Annotated in this window: 17 protein-coding genes; 6 read left to right on the forward strand and 11 right to left on the reverse strand. The window is 64.0% G+C overall.

Annotated elements, in window-relative coordinates:
* Window positions 1–44 precede the first annotated feature (44 nt).
* Window positions 45–467, forward strand: coding sequence for a malonate transporter subunit MadL (gene madL, locus CQW31_RS06045; protein WP_054885808.1), 423 nt, complete (start codon window positions 45–47; stop codon window positions 465–467).
* A gap of 2 nt (window positions 468–469) precedes the next feature.
* Window positions 470–1,234 carry a malonate transporter subunit MadM gene (madM, locus tag CQW31_RS06050; protein ID WP_099814062.1) on the forward strand — a complete coding sequence of 255 codons (765 nt, stop codon included), beginning with the start codon at window positions 470–472 and terminating at the stop codon, window positions 1,232–1,234.
* A gap of 36 nt (window positions 1,235–1,270) precedes the next feature.
* Here madM and CQW31_RS32050 read toward each other — a convergent pair whose 3' ends face one another.
* The 3 genes from CQW31_RS32050 to fni all read right to left on the reverse strand — a co-directional run bounded on the left by CQW31_RS32050 (window position 1,271) and on the right by fni (window position 4,103).
* Window positions 1,271–2,002, reverse strand: coding sequence for an RHS repeat-associated core domain-containing protein (locus CQW31_RS32050; protein WP_099814063.1), 732 nt, complete (start codon window positions 2,000–2,002; stop codon window positions 1,271–1,273).
* Window positions 2,003–2,093: 91 nt separating this feature from the next.
* On the reverse strand, window positions 2,094–3,005 hold the full coding sequence (locus CQW31_RS06060; protein ID WP_054885805.1) for a LysR substrate-binding domain-containing protein: 912 nt from the start codon (window positions 3,003–3,005) through the stop codon (window positions 2,094–2,096).
* A 51-nt stretch (window positions 3,006–3,056) separates the two neighbouring features.
* Complete coding sequence (gene fni, locus CQW31_RS06065) at window positions 3,057–4,103, reverse strand: type 2 isopentenyl-diphosphate Delta-isomerase (RefSeq protein WP_054885804.1); 1,047 nt, start codon at window positions 4,101–4,103, stop codon at window positions 3,057–3,059.
* A gap of 316 nt (window positions 4,104–4,419) precedes the next feature.
* On the opposite strand from fni, the gene CQW31_RS06070 reads away from it, so the two are divergent.
* Window positions 4,420–5,268, forward strand: coding sequence for a helix-turn-helix transcriptional regulator (locus CQW31_RS06070; protein WP_099814064.1), 849 nt, complete (start codon window positions 4,420–4,422; stop codon window positions 5,266–5,268).
* An 84-nt stretch (window positions 5,269–5,352) separates the two neighbouring features.
* The gene (locus tag CQW31_RS06075) at window positions 5,353–6,747 is read left to right on the forward strand and encodes an aspartate aminotransferase family protein (protein WP_099814065.1); all 1,395 of its coding nucleotides are present in this window, start codon (window positions 5,353–5,355) and stop codon (window positions 6,745–6,747) included.
* 125 nt (window positions 6,748–6,872) lie between these two features.
* Here the strand turns inward: CQW31_RS06075 and CQW31_RS06080 are convergent, their stop codons facing one another.
* The 3 genes from CQW31_RS06080 to CQW31_RS06090 form a co-directional block, all read right to left on the reverse strand.
* A complete protein-coding gene (locus CQW31_RS06080) occupies window positions 6,873–8,873 on the reverse strand; it encodes a U32 family peptidase (protein WP_099814066.1) in 2,001 nt (666 codons plus the stop codon).
* 209 nt (window positions 8,874–9,082) lie between these two features.
* Window positions 9,083–11,179, reverse strand: coding sequence for a TonB-dependent receptor (locus CQW31_RS06085; protein ID WP_099814067.1), 2,097 nt, complete (start codon window positions 11,177–11,179; stop codon window positions 9,083–9,085).
* Between the two features lie 59 nt (window positions 11,180–11,238).
* Window positions 11,239–11,598 (reverse strand): RidA family protein, encoded by a 360-nt coding sequence (locus tag CQW31_RS06090; protein ID WP_099814068.1) that lies wholly within the window; start codon window positions 11,596–11,598, stop codon window positions 11,239–11,241.
* A 140-nt stretch (window positions 11,599–11,738) separates the two neighbouring features.
* Here CQW31_RS06090 and CQW31_RS06095 point away from each other — a divergent pair, with 140 nt between their 5' ends.
* Complete coding sequence (locus CQW31_RS06095) at window positions 11,739–12,434, forward strand: tRNA (adenine(22)-N(1))-methyltransferase TrmK (protein WP_099814069.1); 696 nt, start codon at window positions 11,739–11,741, stop codon at window positions 12,432–12,434.
* A 1-nt stretch (window position 12,435) separates the two neighbouring features.
* On the opposite strand, the gene CQW31_RS06100 is transcribed toward CQW31_RS06095, so the two are convergent.
* Window positions 12,436–12,696 carry a DUF2790 domain-containing protein gene (locus CQW31_RS06100; protein ID WP_099814070.1) on the reverse strand — a complete coding sequence of 87 codons (261 nt, stop codon included), beginning with the start codon at window positions 12,694–12,696 and terminating at the stop codon, window positions 12,436–12,438.
* A gap of 124 nt (window positions 12,697–12,820) precedes the next feature.
* Here CQW31_RS06100 and CQW31_RS06105 point away from each other — a divergent pair, with 124 nt between their 5' ends.
* On the forward strand, window positions 12,821–13,753 hold the full coding sequence (locus CQW31_RS06105) for a LysR family transcriptional regulator (protein WP_054885796.1): 933 nt from the start codon (window positions 12,821–12,823) through the stop codon (window positions 13,751–13,753).
* A gap of 122 nt (window positions 13,754–13,875) precedes the next feature.
* Here CQW31_RS06105 and CQW31_RS06110 read toward each other — a convergent pair whose 3' ends face one another.
* From CQW31_RS06110 to CQW31_RS06125, 4 genes are all read right to left on the reverse strand, one after another.
* Complete coding sequence (locus CQW31_RS06110) at window positions 13,876–14,427, reverse strand: YbhB/YbcL family Raf kinase inhibitor-like protein (RefSeq protein ID WP_054885795.1); 552 nt, start codon at window positions 14,425–14,427, stop codon at window positions 13,876–13,878.
* 48 nt (window positions 14,428–14,475) lie between these two features.
* Entirely contained in the window at window positions 14,476–14,781 is a 306-nt protein-coding gene (locus CQW31_RS06115; protein WP_099814071.1) for a hypothetical protein, read from the reverse strand.
* Between the two features lie 111 nt (window positions 14,782–14,892).
* Entirely contained in the window at window positions 14,893–16,191 is a 1,299-nt protein-coding gene (locus CQW31_RS06120) for an MFS transporter (protein ID WP_099814072.1), read from the reverse strand.
* Window positions 16,192–16,512: 321 nt separating this feature from the next.
* Window positions 16,513–17,145: a hypothetical protein gene (locus tag CQW31_RS06125; RefSeq protein ID WP_099814073.1), complete on the reverse strand. Its 633-nt coding sequence runs from the start codon at window positions 17,143–17,145 to the stop codon at window positions 16,513–16,515.
* Window positions 17,146–17,191 lie beyond the last annotated feature (46 nt).

The following is a 17,191-nucleotide window of genomic DNA, read 5'->3' on the forward strand; positions in this document are numbered from 1 at the left end:
AGAACAACAACAAGCAACTTCGACTCAAGCTGAGGACAACAACAATGATCATCTATGGTGTGGCTCTGCTGGCGGTATGCACGCTGGCTGGCGTTATCGTCGGCGACTTCCTGGGCGTGCTGCTGGGCGTCAAATCCAATGTGGGCGGGGTCGGCATCGCCATGATCCTGCTGATCTGCGCGCGGCTGTACATGCACCGCAATGGCGGCATGAGCAAGGAGTGCGAGTTCGGTGTCGGCTTCTGGGGCGCCATGTACATCCCGGTGGTGGTGGCCATGGCCGCCCAGCAGAACGTGGTTACCGCGCTGCACGGCGGGCCGGTGGCGCTGCTGGCGGCGATCGGTGCGGTGCTGGTGTGCGGGCTGACCATCGCGGTGATCAGCCGCAGCCATCGCGGCGAACCCCTGCCGGCGCCTGATGCGCCTGAAGTTGCCAGCGCGCAAGTCGCCCCTGCCGGAGGGCGCTGATCATGTGGCCGATCATTGACAATGCCCTGGAACACAACGGCCTGATCACTGCCTTCGCGGTGGTTGGCGGGATCATGTGGTTGTCGGTGCTGCTGTCGAAGTACCTGACGTTTGGTCGGGTGCATGGCTCGGCAATCGCCATCGTCATCGGCTTGGTGCTGGCCTGGGTTGGCGGTACCGTGACTGGCGGTCAGAAAGGCCTGGCCGACATGGCGCTGTTCTCCGGCATCGGCCTGATGGGCGGGGCCATGCTGCGCGACTTCGCCATCGTTGCCACGGCTTTCGAGGTGCAAGCCACCGAGGCGCGCAAGGCCGGATTGATTGGTGCGGTGTCGCTGCTGCTGGGTACGGTGCTGCCATTCATCGTGGGTTGCGCGGTGGCCTATGCCTTTGGCTACCGGGATGCGGTGAGCATGACCACCATTGGCGCGGGGGCTGTGACCTATATCGTCGGGCCGGTGACCGGGGCGGCCCTGGGGGCGAGTTCGGATGTGGTGGCGCTGTCGATTGCCACCGGCTTGATCAAGGCGATCCTGGTGATGGTGTTCACACCTGTGTCGGCGCGGTTGCTGGCGTTGGACAACCCGCGCTCGGCGATGGTGTTTGGTGGGTTGGCGGGGACTGTGTCGGGAGTGACGGCGGGGCTGGCGGCTACCGACCGGCGGCTGGTGCCTTATGGTGCGTTGACTGCGACCTTCCATACCGGACTTGGGTGCTTGATGGGTCCTTCAGTACTCTATTTTTGCGTGCGGGGATTGGTAGGTTGAAGATCAGGGGCCGTTCTACGGCCCCTGTCGATTCACTCAACGAGACACTGGCGTTGGTTCACGTACTTCGGGCATTACCAGTCTAGGAGTATTTGGGAGACTGCCAGGCTGAACCCGGTGACCCTGACCAGCGACCAACATTTCGAGACGGGCTCTGAGTACTTCAGGTGGCACTGGATTATTGCGACCATCAATCGCTACATGTAGGTGCTCGGCGCGTGGTGGCGTACCAGGTGTTTCTGGTGAACCTTGCAGTTCCGAATTTGAGCTTGAGGCGTTGGACCCCAATGAGCTCGGGGGGCTGGATCCAACACTTCCTCCAAGGCTTGGGTTCGCACCAGCGCCGCGTTCTTGCAAACCTGGTTGTGGACTTGGGCTTAAGCTGCGGGTCCGCGCTCGACTGGGCGTTACGCTCCCACTCGGGGGCAGGCTACGACTTCGAGGAGAACGACCAGGCAAGCGAGACGGCATGTGGCCATCCGGATCACGATAATTAACAGGGTCCCCAGCACAGTAGGCATAGGCATTCAGCCCGCCGCTTGCAAAGGGGCTATCACTGTCGGGCGAGTTGAAACGCATCAATTCGGCGCTGTACAGCCGATATCCCTGACCAAGAAAATAGCAATTCGCCCAGGTTTCCTTGCGTTCGCCGTTGAATCTCATATACGACGGTCTCCTACCGGTAACCGAGTCGGATCCATAGCAGGTATACTTCAGCACGCGGTCCTGCAACTGAAGCGCGCTAGAGGATAAGTGATCTGAGGTCATAAGCCACCGTGAGTAATGCTCCAATACCAGGCAAGAGCATGTCTTCCCGCGCAGTGTGCCGCCACTGGCATAAATGACAGGTTGCACAGTGTCAGGCCCCGCGGCTGTACATCCTGCATTCAGCCAACAATGCCAGCAGGTTTGGCTCTCGCTCCCGGGCCTTCAAAAACACCACCCCGATATGCTGCTGTAGTCGGTAGCGCGCCTGCAGCGCAATCAGCTTCACGCGGTTCTCGTATACCGCTGCGATGCGCCCAGGCAGCAGGGCGAACCCCACGCCCGAACTGACCATGCTCAGCAGGGTGAAGATGTCATTCACCTGCATCGCCACCTTCGGCTCGAACCCCGCCTGCTGGAACACCCGGGCGCCATCGCGGTGAGTGGCGAAACCCTGGGTCAGGGTGATGAAGGTGGAGTCGGCCAGGTCCGCGAGGTCCACTTCCTGTTGCTCGGCGAACGGTGAATCGGTGGGCACGGCGAGGAAGATATCGTCGGAGAACAGTGGCAACTGCTCGCAGGCCGGGTCCGCCGCGCTTTCGTCCAGTGACACCAGAATGGCTTCCAGCTCGTGGTTCTTCAGGCGTTGCAGCAAGTCGACGTTCGAACCCAGGGTCAGGTCGATGTTCAGCTCGCTGCGCCGCAGTTTCAGGCCCATCACCAGCTTCGGCACGGTCTTGACGGTCAGCGAGTACAGCGCGCCGAGGCGGAAGCGCTCGGCATAGAAACCGGCGGCTTCGCGGGTCTGGCGGACCATCTGTTCGGCGTCCTGGATCAGTTGGCGGGCTTTCTTCTCCAGCACATAGGCGCTTTCCAGCGGGATCAGCTGGCGGCCTTCGTGCTTGAACAGCGGGCAGCGCAACGCGCTTTCCAGGGAGTGGATGGCGCGGTGTACGCTGACCGCGCTGGTGGACAGCTCGGCGGCGGCGCGGCCGAGGTTGCCGCTGCGCATGAAGGCGAGGAAGGTCTCGAGCTTTTTCAGGGTCAGTTCTTCGTCGATCAGCATGCACGCGGGCCAGGATGAAGGGAGGTGCTGATCATGCCACAGCCGCCAGCCTCATGGCGGCGTCAGGTTGCCAGGCAGCAAGCGTGCCCGGCGCAGATGCGCAAGGTTGCGCGAGCCGGTACAGAAGCAGGCGATGCGCAACTGGCGCAGAACAACCTCGAAATGTTCCACCACGGCCTGGGTCGAGATCACGGCGGCACTGAGGACATTGGCAGCCTGGCCTACCAGGTCGGCACCGAGGCGTATGGCCTTGGCGGCATCGACGCCGTTGGCCACGCCGCCAGAGGCGATCAGGCCGATTTCCGGCACGGCGCGGCGCACCGCCAGCAGGCAGTGCGCGGTCGGGATGCCCCAGTCGGCAAACGCCAGGGCGACCTCGCGCTCAGCGGCATTGCCGGCACGTTCGGCCTCAACGGCTGCCCAGCTGGTACCGCCGGCACCGGCCACGTCGATCATGGCAACGCCTGCATCGCAGAGCAGGCGCGCCACCCGGGGGGAAATGCCTGCACCGACTTCCTTGACGATCACCGGCGCTGGCAACTGGCGGGTCAGGGTTTCGATGCGTTGCAGCACTCCACGCCAGTCACGGTCGCCCTCTGGCTGTACGGCTTCCTGCAGGGGGTTCAGGTGAATGATCAGGGCATTGGCCTGCAAGGTGTCGACGGCGCGGCGTGCCAGGTCCAGGCCGTCGGCCTCACGCAGTTGGGCAGCGCCGAGGTTGGCCAGTAGCGGCACATCGGGTGCCAGGTGACGCAGCTCGCCGGTCAAGCCTTGGTCCTGGCCACTGCGCAGGCTGACGCGCTGCGAGCCAACGCCCATGGCGATGCCCAGTGCCTGGGCGGCTTCGGCGAGATGGTGATTGATGAAGTGCGCACGTTCGGCACCGCCGGTCATGGAACTGATCAACAGCGGGGCGCCTAGTGCACAGCCGAACAGCTCGGTGCTCAGGTCGACGTCGTCCAGGGCCATTTCCGGCAATGCGCAATGTTCGAAGTGCACTGACGACCAGCCGGGGTCTGCGCCATGGGCGTTGTTGCCGGCGGCCAGGACGATATCCAGGTGATCGTCCTTGCGTTGGCTCAGTGGGTTTTTCTTCATGCCGGCTCCATGTTGAGGGGCAGCAATTGTACAACGATGTTGGTCTTGTATAGCTAAGTTGAAGATTGCTACAGCATCAGGCAGCAGCACATGTGGGTGGTTCCTTTGTGAGTTGAGGAGGGGGCGTGAGGGTTGCGTAGAGGCTGGCAGGGGTTCGCCGAAAACCTTGCAGCACCTGTCAGCCTTGACTCTATCCAGAGGCAAGCACCTGTCAGCTGTCACACAATCGCATCAGCTCACCCCGAAGGGTGATGGCCGTGCACTACGCCCCATGCAAGAATCCCAACCACAACAACCCCGGCATGGGACCACGACAATGAGCAAAGACCGGCTGAAATCGCCCGACTGGTACGTGCAGATGGCCCGTGTCGTCGACGCCCAGGGCTCGCCGGGCTTCGTCGAGGCGCTGTTCGCTGCGCTCAAGCTGATTGCCCCGTGCCAGGCCATCACCGTGTTCCTCTACCCGCGCAAAGGCCTGCCCTCGGCATTGTTCGAAAAGGACGAGGAAGGTCCGTGGCTACCGGAAGGCAACATCCACAAGTACCTCGAAGGCTACTACCTGCTATGCCCGTTCTACCGGGCCTGCATGGACGGCATCGGCCCCGGTTGCTACCGCCTCAGTGACGTCGCCCCTGACCACTTCAAGCGCAGCGAGTACTACCTGGCGTTCTACCAGCACGCCCACCTGGAAGACGAACTCAACTTCATCGTCCCCCTCGACGAGCACCTGACCATCGCCGTGGCCCTGGCCAGCACCCGCCGCCTGGGCCGCCAGCAGGTCAATGACCTCAAGTGCGTGGCGCCGTGGGTCGTGGCAACGGTGCGGCGGCAGTGGAGCCACCTCGATGTCGACGCCCTGGGCGGGCGTTTCGAGAGTGCCTTGGGCCGGCAGATCAATGCCGCGCTGAACAACTTTGGCTCCTCGCTGCTCACCGAACGCGAGTGCCGCATCGCCCAGTACCTGCTGCGCGGCCACTCGACCCGGTCCCTGGCCGAGCGCCTGGGGATCAGCGAGGACACGGTCAAGACCCACCGCAAGAACCTCTACACCAAGCTCGATATCGCCAAGCAGTCCGAGCTGTTTTCGCTGTTCATCGACTCGCTCGCCCAGGCTCAGGAAGGCCTGAGCAAGGACCCGCTGGAAAGCTACCTGCGAAGGCGCTGAAGCGCCGTTTCACCCCACCCGTTTTTTACTGTCAGCGGTCTGGCAGGGCCAACTGCACGCCGCGTTTTACCCCGGAGAACAACAATGAACGCACCGTTCCAAGCCACGCTGCAAGCCCAGCGCGATACCCGTGACTACCAGGCCGGCGACGCCGCCCACCACATCCACGCGTTTCTCGACCAGAAGGCACTGAACGCCGAGGGCCCACGGGTGATGGTCGGCGGCGAGCGCCTGCACCTGTGGGACAGCGACGGCAAGCGCTACCTGGACGGCATGTCGGGCCTTTGGTGCACCCAGCTCGGCTATGGCCGCAAGGACCTGACCGCCGCTGCCGCCGCGCAGATGGACCAGCTGGCGTACTACAACATGTTCTTCCACACCACCCACCCGGCAGTGATCGAGCTGTCCGAGCTGCTGTTCAGCCTGCTGCCGGGCCACTACAGCCACGCCATCTACACCAACTCCGGCTCTGAGGCCAACGAAGTACTGATCCGCACTGTGCGCCGCTATTGGCAGGTGGTCGGCCAGCCAGGCAAGAAGATCATGATCGGCCGCTGGAACGGTTACCACGGCTCGACCCTGGCTGCCACCGCGCTGGGCGGCATGAAGTTCATGCACGAAATGGGCGGGATGATCCCGGATGTGGCGCATATCGATGAACCGTACTGGTACGCCGCCGGCGGTGACCTGACCCCGACCGAGTTCGGCCGCCGCTGCGCCCTGCAGCTGGAAGAGAAGATCCTCGAACTGGGTGCCGAGAATGTCGCCGGGTTCATCGCCGAGCCATTCCAGGGCGCGGGCGGCATGATCTTCCCGCCGGAAAGCTACTGGCCGGAAATCCAGCGCATCTGCCGGCAGTACGACGTGCTGCTGTGTGCCGATGAGGTGATTGGTGGCTTCGGCCGTACCGGTGAGTGGTTTGCCCACGAATACTTCGGCTTCGAGCCGGATACCCTGTCGATCGCCAAGGGCCTGACGTCGGGTTATGTGCCGATGGGCGGGTTGGTGCTGAGCAAGCGCATTGCCGAAGCCCTGGTCGAGCGTGGCGGGGTGTTCGCCCATGGCCTGACCTACTCCGGCCACCCGGTGGCGGCGGCAGTGGCCATTGCCAACCTCAAGGCGCTGCGCGATGAAGGCATCGTGCGCCAGGTCAAGGAAGACACTGGGCCGTACCTGCAGCGCATCCTGCGCGAGGTGTTCGCCAACCACCCACTGATTGGTCAGGTGCAAGGCGCCGGCCTGGTGGCGGCGCTGCAATTTGCCGAAGACAAGGGTAGCCGCAAGCGCTATGCCAACGAGAACGACTTGGCCTGGCAGTGTCGCACTTATGGTTTCGAGGAGGGAGTGATCATTCGTTCGACCTTGGGCCGGATGATCATGGCGCCGGCCCTGGTGGCCAACCACAGCGAGCTGGATGAGCTGGTGGAGAAGACCCGGATTGCGGTGGACCGCACGGCGCGGAGCCTGGGCATTCTGTAAAGGCAGGGCCGCTGTGCGGCCCATTCGCGGGTAAACCCGCTCCCCCAGTAATCGCATCGGCCTGTAAGGCAGCACAGATCCTGTGGGAGCGGCTTCAGCCGCGAATGGCCCTTACCGGCAACAGATCAATGCATCCCGCGCGGAATGGTCTTGAGCAGGTCTTCCGGGCTGATGTGCCCCACCACCTGGGCCACCGCGCTACCCGGGGTCGGCAGGTCGATGATGTGGTTCTTCATCTTGCCGATCACATGCATCTCGCACGGCTTGCAGTCGAACTTCAGGGTCAGCACTTCATCGCCCTGGATCAACTGCATCGGCGCTACCTTGGTACGCACGCCGGTGACGCCCTTGGCCTGCTTGGGGCACAGGTTGAACGAGAAGCGCAGGCAGTGCTTGGTGATCATCACCGGCACTTCGCCGTGTTCCTCATGGGCTTCGTACGCCGCGTCGATCAGCTGCACGCCATGGCGGTGGTAGAAGTCGCGGGCCTTCTGGTTGTAGACGTTGGCCAGGAACGACAGGTGCGACTCCGGGTACACCGGTGGCGGTGTGGTCTCGGCCTTGCGCCCGCCACGTGGGTGCGCCTTCACCCGGGCCTCGGTCAGCGCCTCGATGGCTTCACGGCGCAGGGCCTTGAGCTGCGAGTTGGGGATGAAGAACGCCTGCGGTGCATCCAGCTCGATGCGGTTGGCGTGGTACATGGTGGTGCCCAGCTGGCCGAGCAGGTCGTGCAACTGGTCCAGGGCCTGCTGCGGCTTGTTGGCAGCACCAAACGGGCCATCCAGCGCCACTTGCACGCTGACGCCTTCTTCACTGCTGACGGTCAGCATCAGCCGCTGCTCGCGCAGCACCGCGTGCCATTCCACGCCAACCCGGCGCTCGGCCGAGGTGCGCAGCAGGGCCTGCTGCCAGTTGTGGTCGAGGTTACGCGACAGCGGGTGGTTTGGCCGCAGCTTGTGCAGGCCTTCCGGCATCTCGTTAGGCTCGACGCGATAGCGGTAGCGCTTGTGGCCGTCTTCCTCGAACTCGCCACGCGGCTCGGCGATGTTGGCACGGAAGCCCACCACCTCGCGCTTGACCAGCACGTTGAGACCGTCGCCGTTGGTCAGCGGCACTTCGGTGACCACCTGCAGGTCACGCTTGCCGACTTTCTCCACCACGCCGACCGCAAGGCCGGTGAAGGTAGGCGAATCGAAGGCACCGATGTCGACCTTGCGCTCGGTGACGAAGTAGTCGGTGCTGCCGCGGTGGAAGGTCTTGTCCGGGTCGGGCAGGAAGAAGTGCTCGGTACGGCCGCTGGAGGCACGGGCCAGTTCCGGGCGGCCTTCGAGGATGGCGTCGAGTTGCTTGCGGTAGTGGGCGGTGATGTTCTTCACATAGCCCATGTCCTTGTAACGGCCTTCGATCTTGAACGAGCGCACGCCGGCATCGACCAGGTCGGCCAGGTTGGCAGTCTGGTTGTTGTCCTTCATCGACAGCAGGTGCTTCTCGAACGCCACCACACGGCCCTGGTCGTCCTTCAGGGTGTACGGCAGGCGGCAGGCCTGGGAGCAGTCACCCCGGTTGGCGCTGCGCCCGGTCTGGGCGTGGGAGATGTTGCACTGGCCGGAGAAGGCCACGCACAGCGCGCCGTGGATGAAGAACTCGATGGCTGCGTCGGTTTCGCTGGCGATGGTGCGGATCTGCTGCAGGTTCAGCTCGCGGGCCAGTACCAGCTGGGAGAAACCGGCCTGGTCGAGGAACTTGGCCCGTTCCAGGGTGCGGATGTCGGTCTGGGTGCTGGCATGCAGCTCGATCGGCGGGATATCCAGCTCCATCACCCCCAGGTCCTGGACGATCAGCGCGTCGACACCAGCATCGTAGAGCTGGTGGATCAGCTTGCGTGCAGGTTCCAGCTCGTTGTCGTGGAGGATGGTGTTGATGGTGGTGAACACGCGTGCATGGTAGCGGTGGGCGAACTCGACCAGTTCGGCGATATCGCTGACTTCGTTGCAGGCGTTGTGGCGCGCGCCGAAGCTCGGGCCGCCGATATAGATGGCATCAGCGCCGTGCAGGATCGCCTCGCGGGCGATGGCCACGTCACGGGCAGGGCTGAGCAGTTCCAGGTGATTCTTTGGAAGGGACATGTCGTTATAGGTTCGGGCTGTCACGGTTTAGGGCGGCATTGTAGCGGTGAAATGCCTGGCTGGCACCTTCGGGTGCCGAGAGGTGTGCCGCCAGTGCCGGCCCTTTCGCGGGCTTGCCCGCTCCCACAGGACTTCCTGAGGCCTTGGGCCTGTGCAGTACCTGTGGGAGCGGGTTTACCCGCAAAGGGCTGCAAAGCAGCCCCAAAGGCTTAGAACTGGTATTCCATGCCGGCTCCGGCATACCAGGAGCGGCCCGGCGCCGCCTCGTAATACCGGCCATTGCCGTCACCGACAATCACCGACCCCACATATTGCCGGTCGAGCAGGTTGTCCAGCCGCACCAACTGGTGGAACGTCCACGGCCCGACCTGCTGCTGGAACTGCGTACGCCAGTTGAACACCGCATAACCCGGCGCCGCGTGCTGGTCATTCGTGTCCTCGACATACACCTTGCTTCGGTACTGCCCTTCGAGCCCCATGCTGATGCCGTCACGCGGCTTCCACACCAGCTCGCCGAACAGGCTGCTGCGCGGCACGCCGGGCAGATGGTTGCCCTTGTCGATGGTATTGCTGCCTTGGCTGAAGGCTTCGTCATAGGTGGCATCTAGCAGGGTGTAGGCCAGGTTGGCCTGCCACTGTTCATTCAGCTCACGCTGCACGCTCAGCTCGAAGCCGCGACGCAGGGTCTTGCCGGCATTGCGGTAGCTGGTGCGGCCATCGGTGGAGGCCGCGACCACGATCTCGTCCTTGGTACGGATTTCGAAGACCGCTGCGTTGATCCGCGTGCGTTCGTCCGGGCGCATCTTCAGGCCCAGCTCGTACTGGGTACTGGTGGCTGGCTCCAGGCCGAAGTTGAAACCTTCCAGCGCGCCTGGCGCATAGGCCATTTCGGCCTGGGTTGGCGTCTCGAAAGCCTTGCCGGCGCTGATGTAGCCATGCAGGCCGGGGGTGAAGGCATACATTATCGATAGCGTCGGGGTAGTGCGCTGGTACTTCTTCGAGCCACTGGCATCGCCGTTGGCCAGGTAGTGGTCGTCTACCTCCATTTCCATGCTGCTGTGGCGCAGGCCGGCGTCCAGGGTCCAGCGGTCCAGTTCCCAGTGCGCCTGCACATACGGGTCGAGGCTGGTGGCGGTGTCCTTTTCGTCGCGGCGCAACTCGCCTTTGACCCCCAGGGTATCGCCGTTGAAGTTCTGGAAACCACGGCGGTCGTCGCGGCTGCGGTCGTAGTCGGCGCCGAAGGTCAGGGTCAGGTTGCCGGGGGCGGCGCTGAGCGGCTGGATCCAGCGCAGGGTGCCGCCGTGGAACTCGCGGTCGAAGTCGACCACGCCACCACCACGGTTGTTCGCCGCGGTGTTCTTGGGGATCGACAGGTACTGGATCACGCTGCGCTTGCCGGCATACAGGTTGAACTGCAAGGTGGCGTCACCGAAGTAGCGTTCATAGTTCATGCCCAACTGCTGATGGTGAATGCTCTTGCGCGTGTTGTACTCCTCGGCGCGCGCTGCCACCGAGCGTGGGTCGTGCTTGTAGGCATCCCAGGTCTGGCCGAGCGGGTCTTGCGTGCCGTTCTGCTCCAGGGTGCTGAAGATCAGCGCCAGGCGGCTGTCTTCATCGGGCTTGACGTGGACCTTGGCAAAGGTCTGGTCGCGGCGTGCGGCACTGTGGTCGCGGTAGCCGTCGGTGTCCATGCGCGAGGCATCGACCAGGAAACCGGCCTGTTCGCTGCCGCCTTCGCTGTAGAGGTGGTTCTTGTTGAAGCCATCGCTGCCGAAGGTGGTTTCGGCGCCCACTTTGGGCGGGCCGGAACCGTCGCGAGAGAACATCTGGATCACCCCGCCGGCATTGCTGCCATAAATGGCGGACGCCGGGCCGCGCAGCACTTCGATGCGGTCAGCCACGTCGAGGTTCAACGAGGCCGCCTGGCCCTGGCCATCCGGGGTGCTGGCCGGGATCCCGTCGCTGAGCAGCTTGATGCCACGGATGCCGAAGGCCGAGCGGGCGCCATAGCCACGCGACGATATCTGCAGGTCCTGGGCGTAGTTCTGGCGGTTCTGCACCACCAGGCCAGGTACGCGGTTGAGCGCTTCCGACAGGTTGACGCCCAGCTGGCCATCGGCAATCTGCCGGCGTTCTACGGTGTCGATGGAGTAGGGCAGGTCGAAGCTCGGGTTGGGGGCGTAGGTGCCGGTGACCACCACCGGTTCCAGCAGATTGAAGGTGGTGACCGGTTCGGCCTGGGCCAGTGGGCACAGGCCGGGCAGCAAGACGATCAGGGCCTTGCGGCGAAAAGGGGGGAGTTGCATGCAGCGTCCTGCTTTCTGGAAGAAGGCTCCGCCCGAAGGCGGAGCCGGTAAAACACTAATCAGCGCTTGGCGGCCATGGCCGTCACTTCGACGCGCATTTCAGGGAAGGCCAGTGCAGCCACGCCTACCGCCGCGCGCACCGGCCACGGCTTGCTGAAGAACCGCTGGTAGACCTCGTTGAAGGCGGCGCGGTCGGCCATGTCGGTCAGGTAGATGGTCAGGTGCATGACCCGGTCCATGCCGCTGCCAGCCTTTTCCAGGGCATCCTTCAGCGCCTGCAGGGTGCTCTCGCTCTGCTGGGTGATGTCGCCATCGAGATCGGCCGGGATCTGCGTAGTGACCAGGATACCGTTGTACTCAGCGACGTCGGAGGAAATGGACTCGGCGTCGGAATCCGGTGTGTAGATGAGATCTGCCATGTAGGTTCGCCTTGCAACGGGAGGAAAGCGGCAAGCCTACGCGAGCCTGTCGCAAGGGTCGAGCCGACGGGCGCTTATGCATTGAAATAGCCCGCCCTGGCAGTCAGAATCGCCGCCGATTGTCGAGCAAGGGGTCGGAGTTGAACGAACAGACATTATCGATGCGCCTGGAGCGTGTGGCGGCGCATGTGCCGCAGGGCGCGCGGCTGGCCGATATCGGCTCGGACCACGGCTACCTGCCAGTGGCCTTGGCACTGCGTGGCGTGATCGAAGCCGGAGTAGCCGGCGAGGTGGCGCAGACGCCTTATGCCTCGGCCCAGCGCAACGTGCGCCGCAACGGCCTGGCGGACACCGTCACCGTACGCCTGGCCGACGGCCTGGAGGCCATCGAGGCCAACGACCGTATCACTGCCATCAGCCTGTGCGGCATGGGTGGCAAGACCATGTGCGAGATTCTCGAGCGTGGCAAGGCGCGCCTGAACGGCCACGAGCGGCTGATTCTGCAGCCCAATGGCGATGAGCGTGAGTTGCGCGCTTGGCTGATGGACAACCGTTACCGGGTCGTCTGCGAAGAGCTGCTGCGGGAAAACCGTTTCGACTACGAGATCATCGTGGCCGAACCCACCGAAGCGGTGGCCTACAGTGCCGAAGAGCTGTATTTCGGGCCGCTGCTGATGCGTGAGAAAAGCCCGGCCTTCCTGACCAAGTGGCAGCGCATGCTGCGTCAGAAGCAGCAGAGCCTGGCCAATTTCGAGCGTGCCCGCGGTGCCATCCCACAGGAGAAGCTGCGTGACTTCGCCCGGCAGATTGGCTGGATCAACGAGGTGCTGGGCTGATTCACTGCTGCGAGCAGTTGCCCATTTCGCGGTATTCGATTTCGCGCTTCTGGCCCTGATGGTCGACATACACCATGTGCGCGGTACCGACCTGGCAGTCGGCAGCGTTGATGGCCGGGGTGATCGAGATGACCTTGGCCACATCCAGCGGCATGCCGTATTCATAGTGGCTGGCGACGGGCTGGCTGGCCGGCGCATCGGCGAAGGCGCCGAACGAAGCAAGGGCGGCAGACAGGGCGACAAAAGCAATCGTACGTTTCATGGCAGGCTCCTTTTTCAATGTTTTACCAATGATGTATTCAATGGTGATCCTCAATAAATGGGCTAAGTCGTGATAGATTCCTGCCTGCAACGCACGAATAAGAGTGCTGAAGGAGCCCAGCGCCATGGACATGCTGCACGCAATGCGTACCTTTACCCGGGTGGTGGAGTGCGGCAGTTTTGCCGCTGCCGCCAATGCCCTCGATATTTCCGCGGCGCAGGTGTCGCGGATCGTTGCGGAGCTTGAGAACCAGCTGCAGACCCGCCTGTTGCATCGCACCACGCGGCGTTTGCGGATGAGCGAAGCGGGCGAGCGCTTTCTGGAGCGGGCGCGGCAGATCATGGCCCTGACCGACGAGGCCGTGGACGAAGCACGCGGTGCCCACCTCACGCCACGGGGCTGCCTGCGTCTGCACTGCCCGCATGGCCTGGGCCTGTTGCTGATGCCGCTGGTGGCCGGCTACAACGCGCTGTGCCCGGAAGTGGCCATCGAGCTGACGCTGTCCCAGCGCAACCCCGACCCGCTTGCCGAGGGGCACGACGTGGTGATTACCGTGGACGAGGCTTTGCCCGATTCGCAGCTGATTGCCGTGCCGCTGGGCACCATCTTCAGCATTCCCTGTGCAGCGCCCAGCTACCTCGAAACCCATGGCGTGCCCGAGCGGCCGCAAGACCTGCACGAGCACCGCTGCCTGCGCATGGCTTACCCGATGCATGAAGGGGACTGGGTATTCCCCCAAGGCCTGGACCAGTGCGTGATCGCCCCGCGTGACAGCTTCCTGACCAATGTCGCCGACGCCATGCTGGTGGCCAGCGAACTGGGCATGGGCATTGGCTTGTTGCCGTTCTATACCGCCAGCCAGGCCATCGAACAGGGGCGCCTGCGGCGGTTACTGGCGCCGTACCGGTTACGTGAAAATGCGCTGTATGCGATCTACCCGTCGCGGCATTACCTGGATGCCAAGGTGCGGACCTGGATCGATTACCTCAAGGAGCAGCTGCCGCCACTGTTCGAAGGGCATGCGAAGATTGTCGATGACCCACAATACTGGCTATAGCCTGTGCCGGCCTCTTCGCGGCTAAAGCCGCTCCCACAGGTACGGTGCATTGCTTGAAATCTGTGCGGTCCCTGTGGGAGCGGCTTTAGCCGCGAAGAGGCCGGTAGCCTAGGCATCACGCTTCAGTGTCCATAACGCCCGACCAGGCTCTGCGCACCCAGCGCATGGTCTTTGAGCAACTCCATCAAGCCACCGCGATCCAGTTCCTGCGGCAAGGTGCCCAGCGGCAGGTCGGTGGCGATGAGGGTCAGTGCATAGTGGTGCGGCTTGTCCCCGGCCGGTGGGCAAGGGCCGCGATAGGTCATGGTGCCGTGCGAGTTGCGCCCGACGATCAGCGCCTCGCTGGTCTTCCAGCCGGCGCCTTCCTCCAGGCCATTGAGCGCCGGGTCGATGTCATAGGCCACCCAGTGCACCACGCCCACGCCCTTGCCACCGTCCGGGTCGAACATCACCAAGGCCAGTGATTGCGTGCCATAAGGCAGGTTCTTCCAGCTCAGCTGGGGTGTGCGCCCTTCACCGGCGCCGCATGCCGGGTCCGGGCCGACCTGCTGCAGGCCGATGACACCGCCATCGGTGAAGGACGACGAGCTGATCGACAGCGCGGCAGAGTCGCCACCGCCAGCCAGGGCGGTGCAGGGCAGCAAGGCGGCGAGCAGCCAGGGGGTGAGGTTCATGGCGATTCCTCGGCAAGGCCATGCGCCGCAGTGTAGACCAGTTGAGGGTCAGCGGCTGTCCTGATCCTCGGCGGTGCCCCCGGTGCTCCCGGCGCCTGAGCCTGTGGCTTCACCGGTGCTATTGGAGCCACCGGCTGCGCCATCGGCGGCGTCCGAATTGCTGCCGGTGTCGCTGCTGTCATTGGCGCGGCCGCTGCCCGGGCTGTTGACGCTGCTGCCTTCGCCGGCAGTCTTGCCGCCACGCTGATCGGTTTGCGGATGGCTGTCGGTATGGGTGGTGTCCGTGGCCGCGTAACTGGTGGCAGCGGCGGTACCCAAGGCAAGGGCGAGCAACAGCGAGTGAATGCGGATCATGGCAAGTCTCCTGAAGGGATGATCTGTCATTCGTTTGGCTCGTCGAGGCGGGCAGGGTGCCCGACGGGCGACGGGCGGTCGAAAAAAAGGGCCGCGACCGCGGCCCTTGCATTACTTGCCTTCTGGTTGCGCACTCGGCGCGTGAGGCGTTACCGCTTCCAACGGCGGATGCTCCTGCGCTGCATGCATCAGGTCCTCGGTCACCCGCAGTTCCGCGCCGGTCGGCGAGAACGTGGTCGACGCCGTGAACGGTGCCGGGTGCTCTGCGGCCGGCCGCTTGCCGCGCCGCCAGAGGAAGAAGCACACCATCCCCAGGTTGACCACGGCAAAGGCCCAGAACAGCCCCACTTCGCCGAATTCGGTCATCGCCGGCGAGATGGCCAGCGGCGCCATGGCCGAGCCCAGCGAGTTGATCAGCAGCAGGCCCTGGATCATCGGCACCAGGGCATCGGACGGGGCGCGGTCGGCAGCATGGCTCACGGCCACCGGGTACAGCGCGAACACGCCGCCACCGAGCAAGAACATCACCGCCGGCAGCAGGGCCGAACCCGAAGGCAGGAACACCGTGACCAGTGACAGCACCATGCACAGCGCAGCCAGGGCGATCAGCACATCCTGGCGGTCTTTGCGGTCCGACCAGCGCCCCACCGGGTACTGCAGCAGCATGGCGCCGAGGATCACCCAGGCCATCATGTTGCCGACTTCACCGACATCCAGGCCGATGCGCTGCAGGTACAGCGGCAGCAGCGCGTAGATGCCGGCAATCACCACACCGGAGCCGAAGCAGCCGACCAGCCCCGACGGGGCCACGCCCAGCAGCTGGCGGGGCTTGAGCGGCTCGACCTGGTCCAGCAGCGGCGACACCCGTGGCAGGATCACGATCGGCAGGACCGACAACGCAGCGAGCATGCCGGCCAGCATGAACGGGGCACTGTCGCCCAGGTGGGTGATCTCGCCAAGGCCTGCCTGGGCGATCACACCGGCGCCATAGAAGGCAATCATGTACAGCGCCAGCAGGCGCCCGCGGATCTTCGCGTCACCGGCCAGCAGCAGCCAGCTTTCGATCACCAGGAACACGCCGACGGCTGCCCAGCCATTGATCAGGCGCAGTACCGACCACCAGGTGGCGTCATAGAACAGCCCCTGCAGCAGAATGGTCGCGGCGATCAGCGAGGCGAAGCTGGTGTAGGCGCGGATATGGCCGATGCGCAGGATCAGCCGGTCGTTGAAGATGGCGCCGAGGGTCAGGCCGATGAAATAGGTCGACGAGACGATACCGATGGTCGTTGCCGATTCGCCGGCAGCGTCCAGGCGCAGGGTGGTAAGGGAAGACATGAAGCCGTTGCCCAGGGCAATGATGAACAGCCCGAGCAGGGGCGCCAGCGCCATGGCCAGCAAACGCGGAGACATACGTACCTCAAGTTGGAGTGGCGGTCGGAAAACGCCTTTTCGAGCGCGCACGCCAGACCGACCCGTCGAGGGCAGAGGAAGGTGCACGGATGTGCCTGGGCTGGATGCGACCTGGGCAAGACTCAACCGCTGGGCCCTCAAGAGCCGGGCCAGGCGGGGTCGGTTGAGCCTAGTTCACATGGGCGTCATGTGTTCAGGCCTGGACTCTGTCGTTGCTGCCGGTTGCCACCGTTCAAGGCGACGGGCGAAAAGGAAGCGCGATTCTACGGCTTGCGACCGATTTGCCCAAGGGGCCAGGGCCTGCGACGAGACGCCGCAGGGCTATTGCTCGAACAGCCGTTCGTGCACCCAACCATTGTTGGTCAGCACCATCACGCGCTTTTCCCGCGCCGGCGTTTCATGGGTCGCCAGCGCATTACCCAGATCACGGATGCTGGCCCTGACCTGGTCATTGGCCGCCCACTCAGGCAACCCGGTGACCTTGTAGGCATAGGTCACATCGGAAACGGTGTGCCCTCGCATCTGGCCCGGCTCGCTGAACTGCTCGATCGCCGTGACCTCGGCCCTGCCGAAGCACAGTCCGCCGCGGCTCTGGCCGTTGAGCATCTTCCGGGCCCCGGCCTTGTAGTACTTGCGGCCTTCATCGGTGAGGTCGTAGGCGTAGTAGATATCGGTGCGGGCCGGCTGCCACAGGCGCTCCGGCACTTCGACGCGGGCGATTTCCTTCTCGCTGACAATTCCGACCGCGGCCAGTGCATGCAGCGCCTTGTTGGTGCCGGTGACGTCGAAGTCCTGGGTCTTGGTGGGGAAGTCAGTGACCACGAAGCAATGGGGATACTGCGTGTCGAGGTAAGCCTGGGCCGCCTTGCGGAAATTGGCCTCGTTGGCGTTGTGGGTGTCCGAGCAGCCGGCCAGGGTGGCCAGCAGCGCCAGCGGTGCGATCGTCCTGTACATGATCAAGCGTCCTTGGGAGGCAAGTTAACCTGTGGGCGGCATTAGA

Origin of the sequence: Pseudomonas sp. 382 (assembly GCF_002759075.1) — a bacterium.
GTDB classification, from domain to species: domain Bacteria; phylum Pseudomonadota; class Gammaproteobacteria; order Pseudomonadales; family Pseudomonadaceae; genus Aquipseudomonas; species Aquipseudomonas vlassakiae.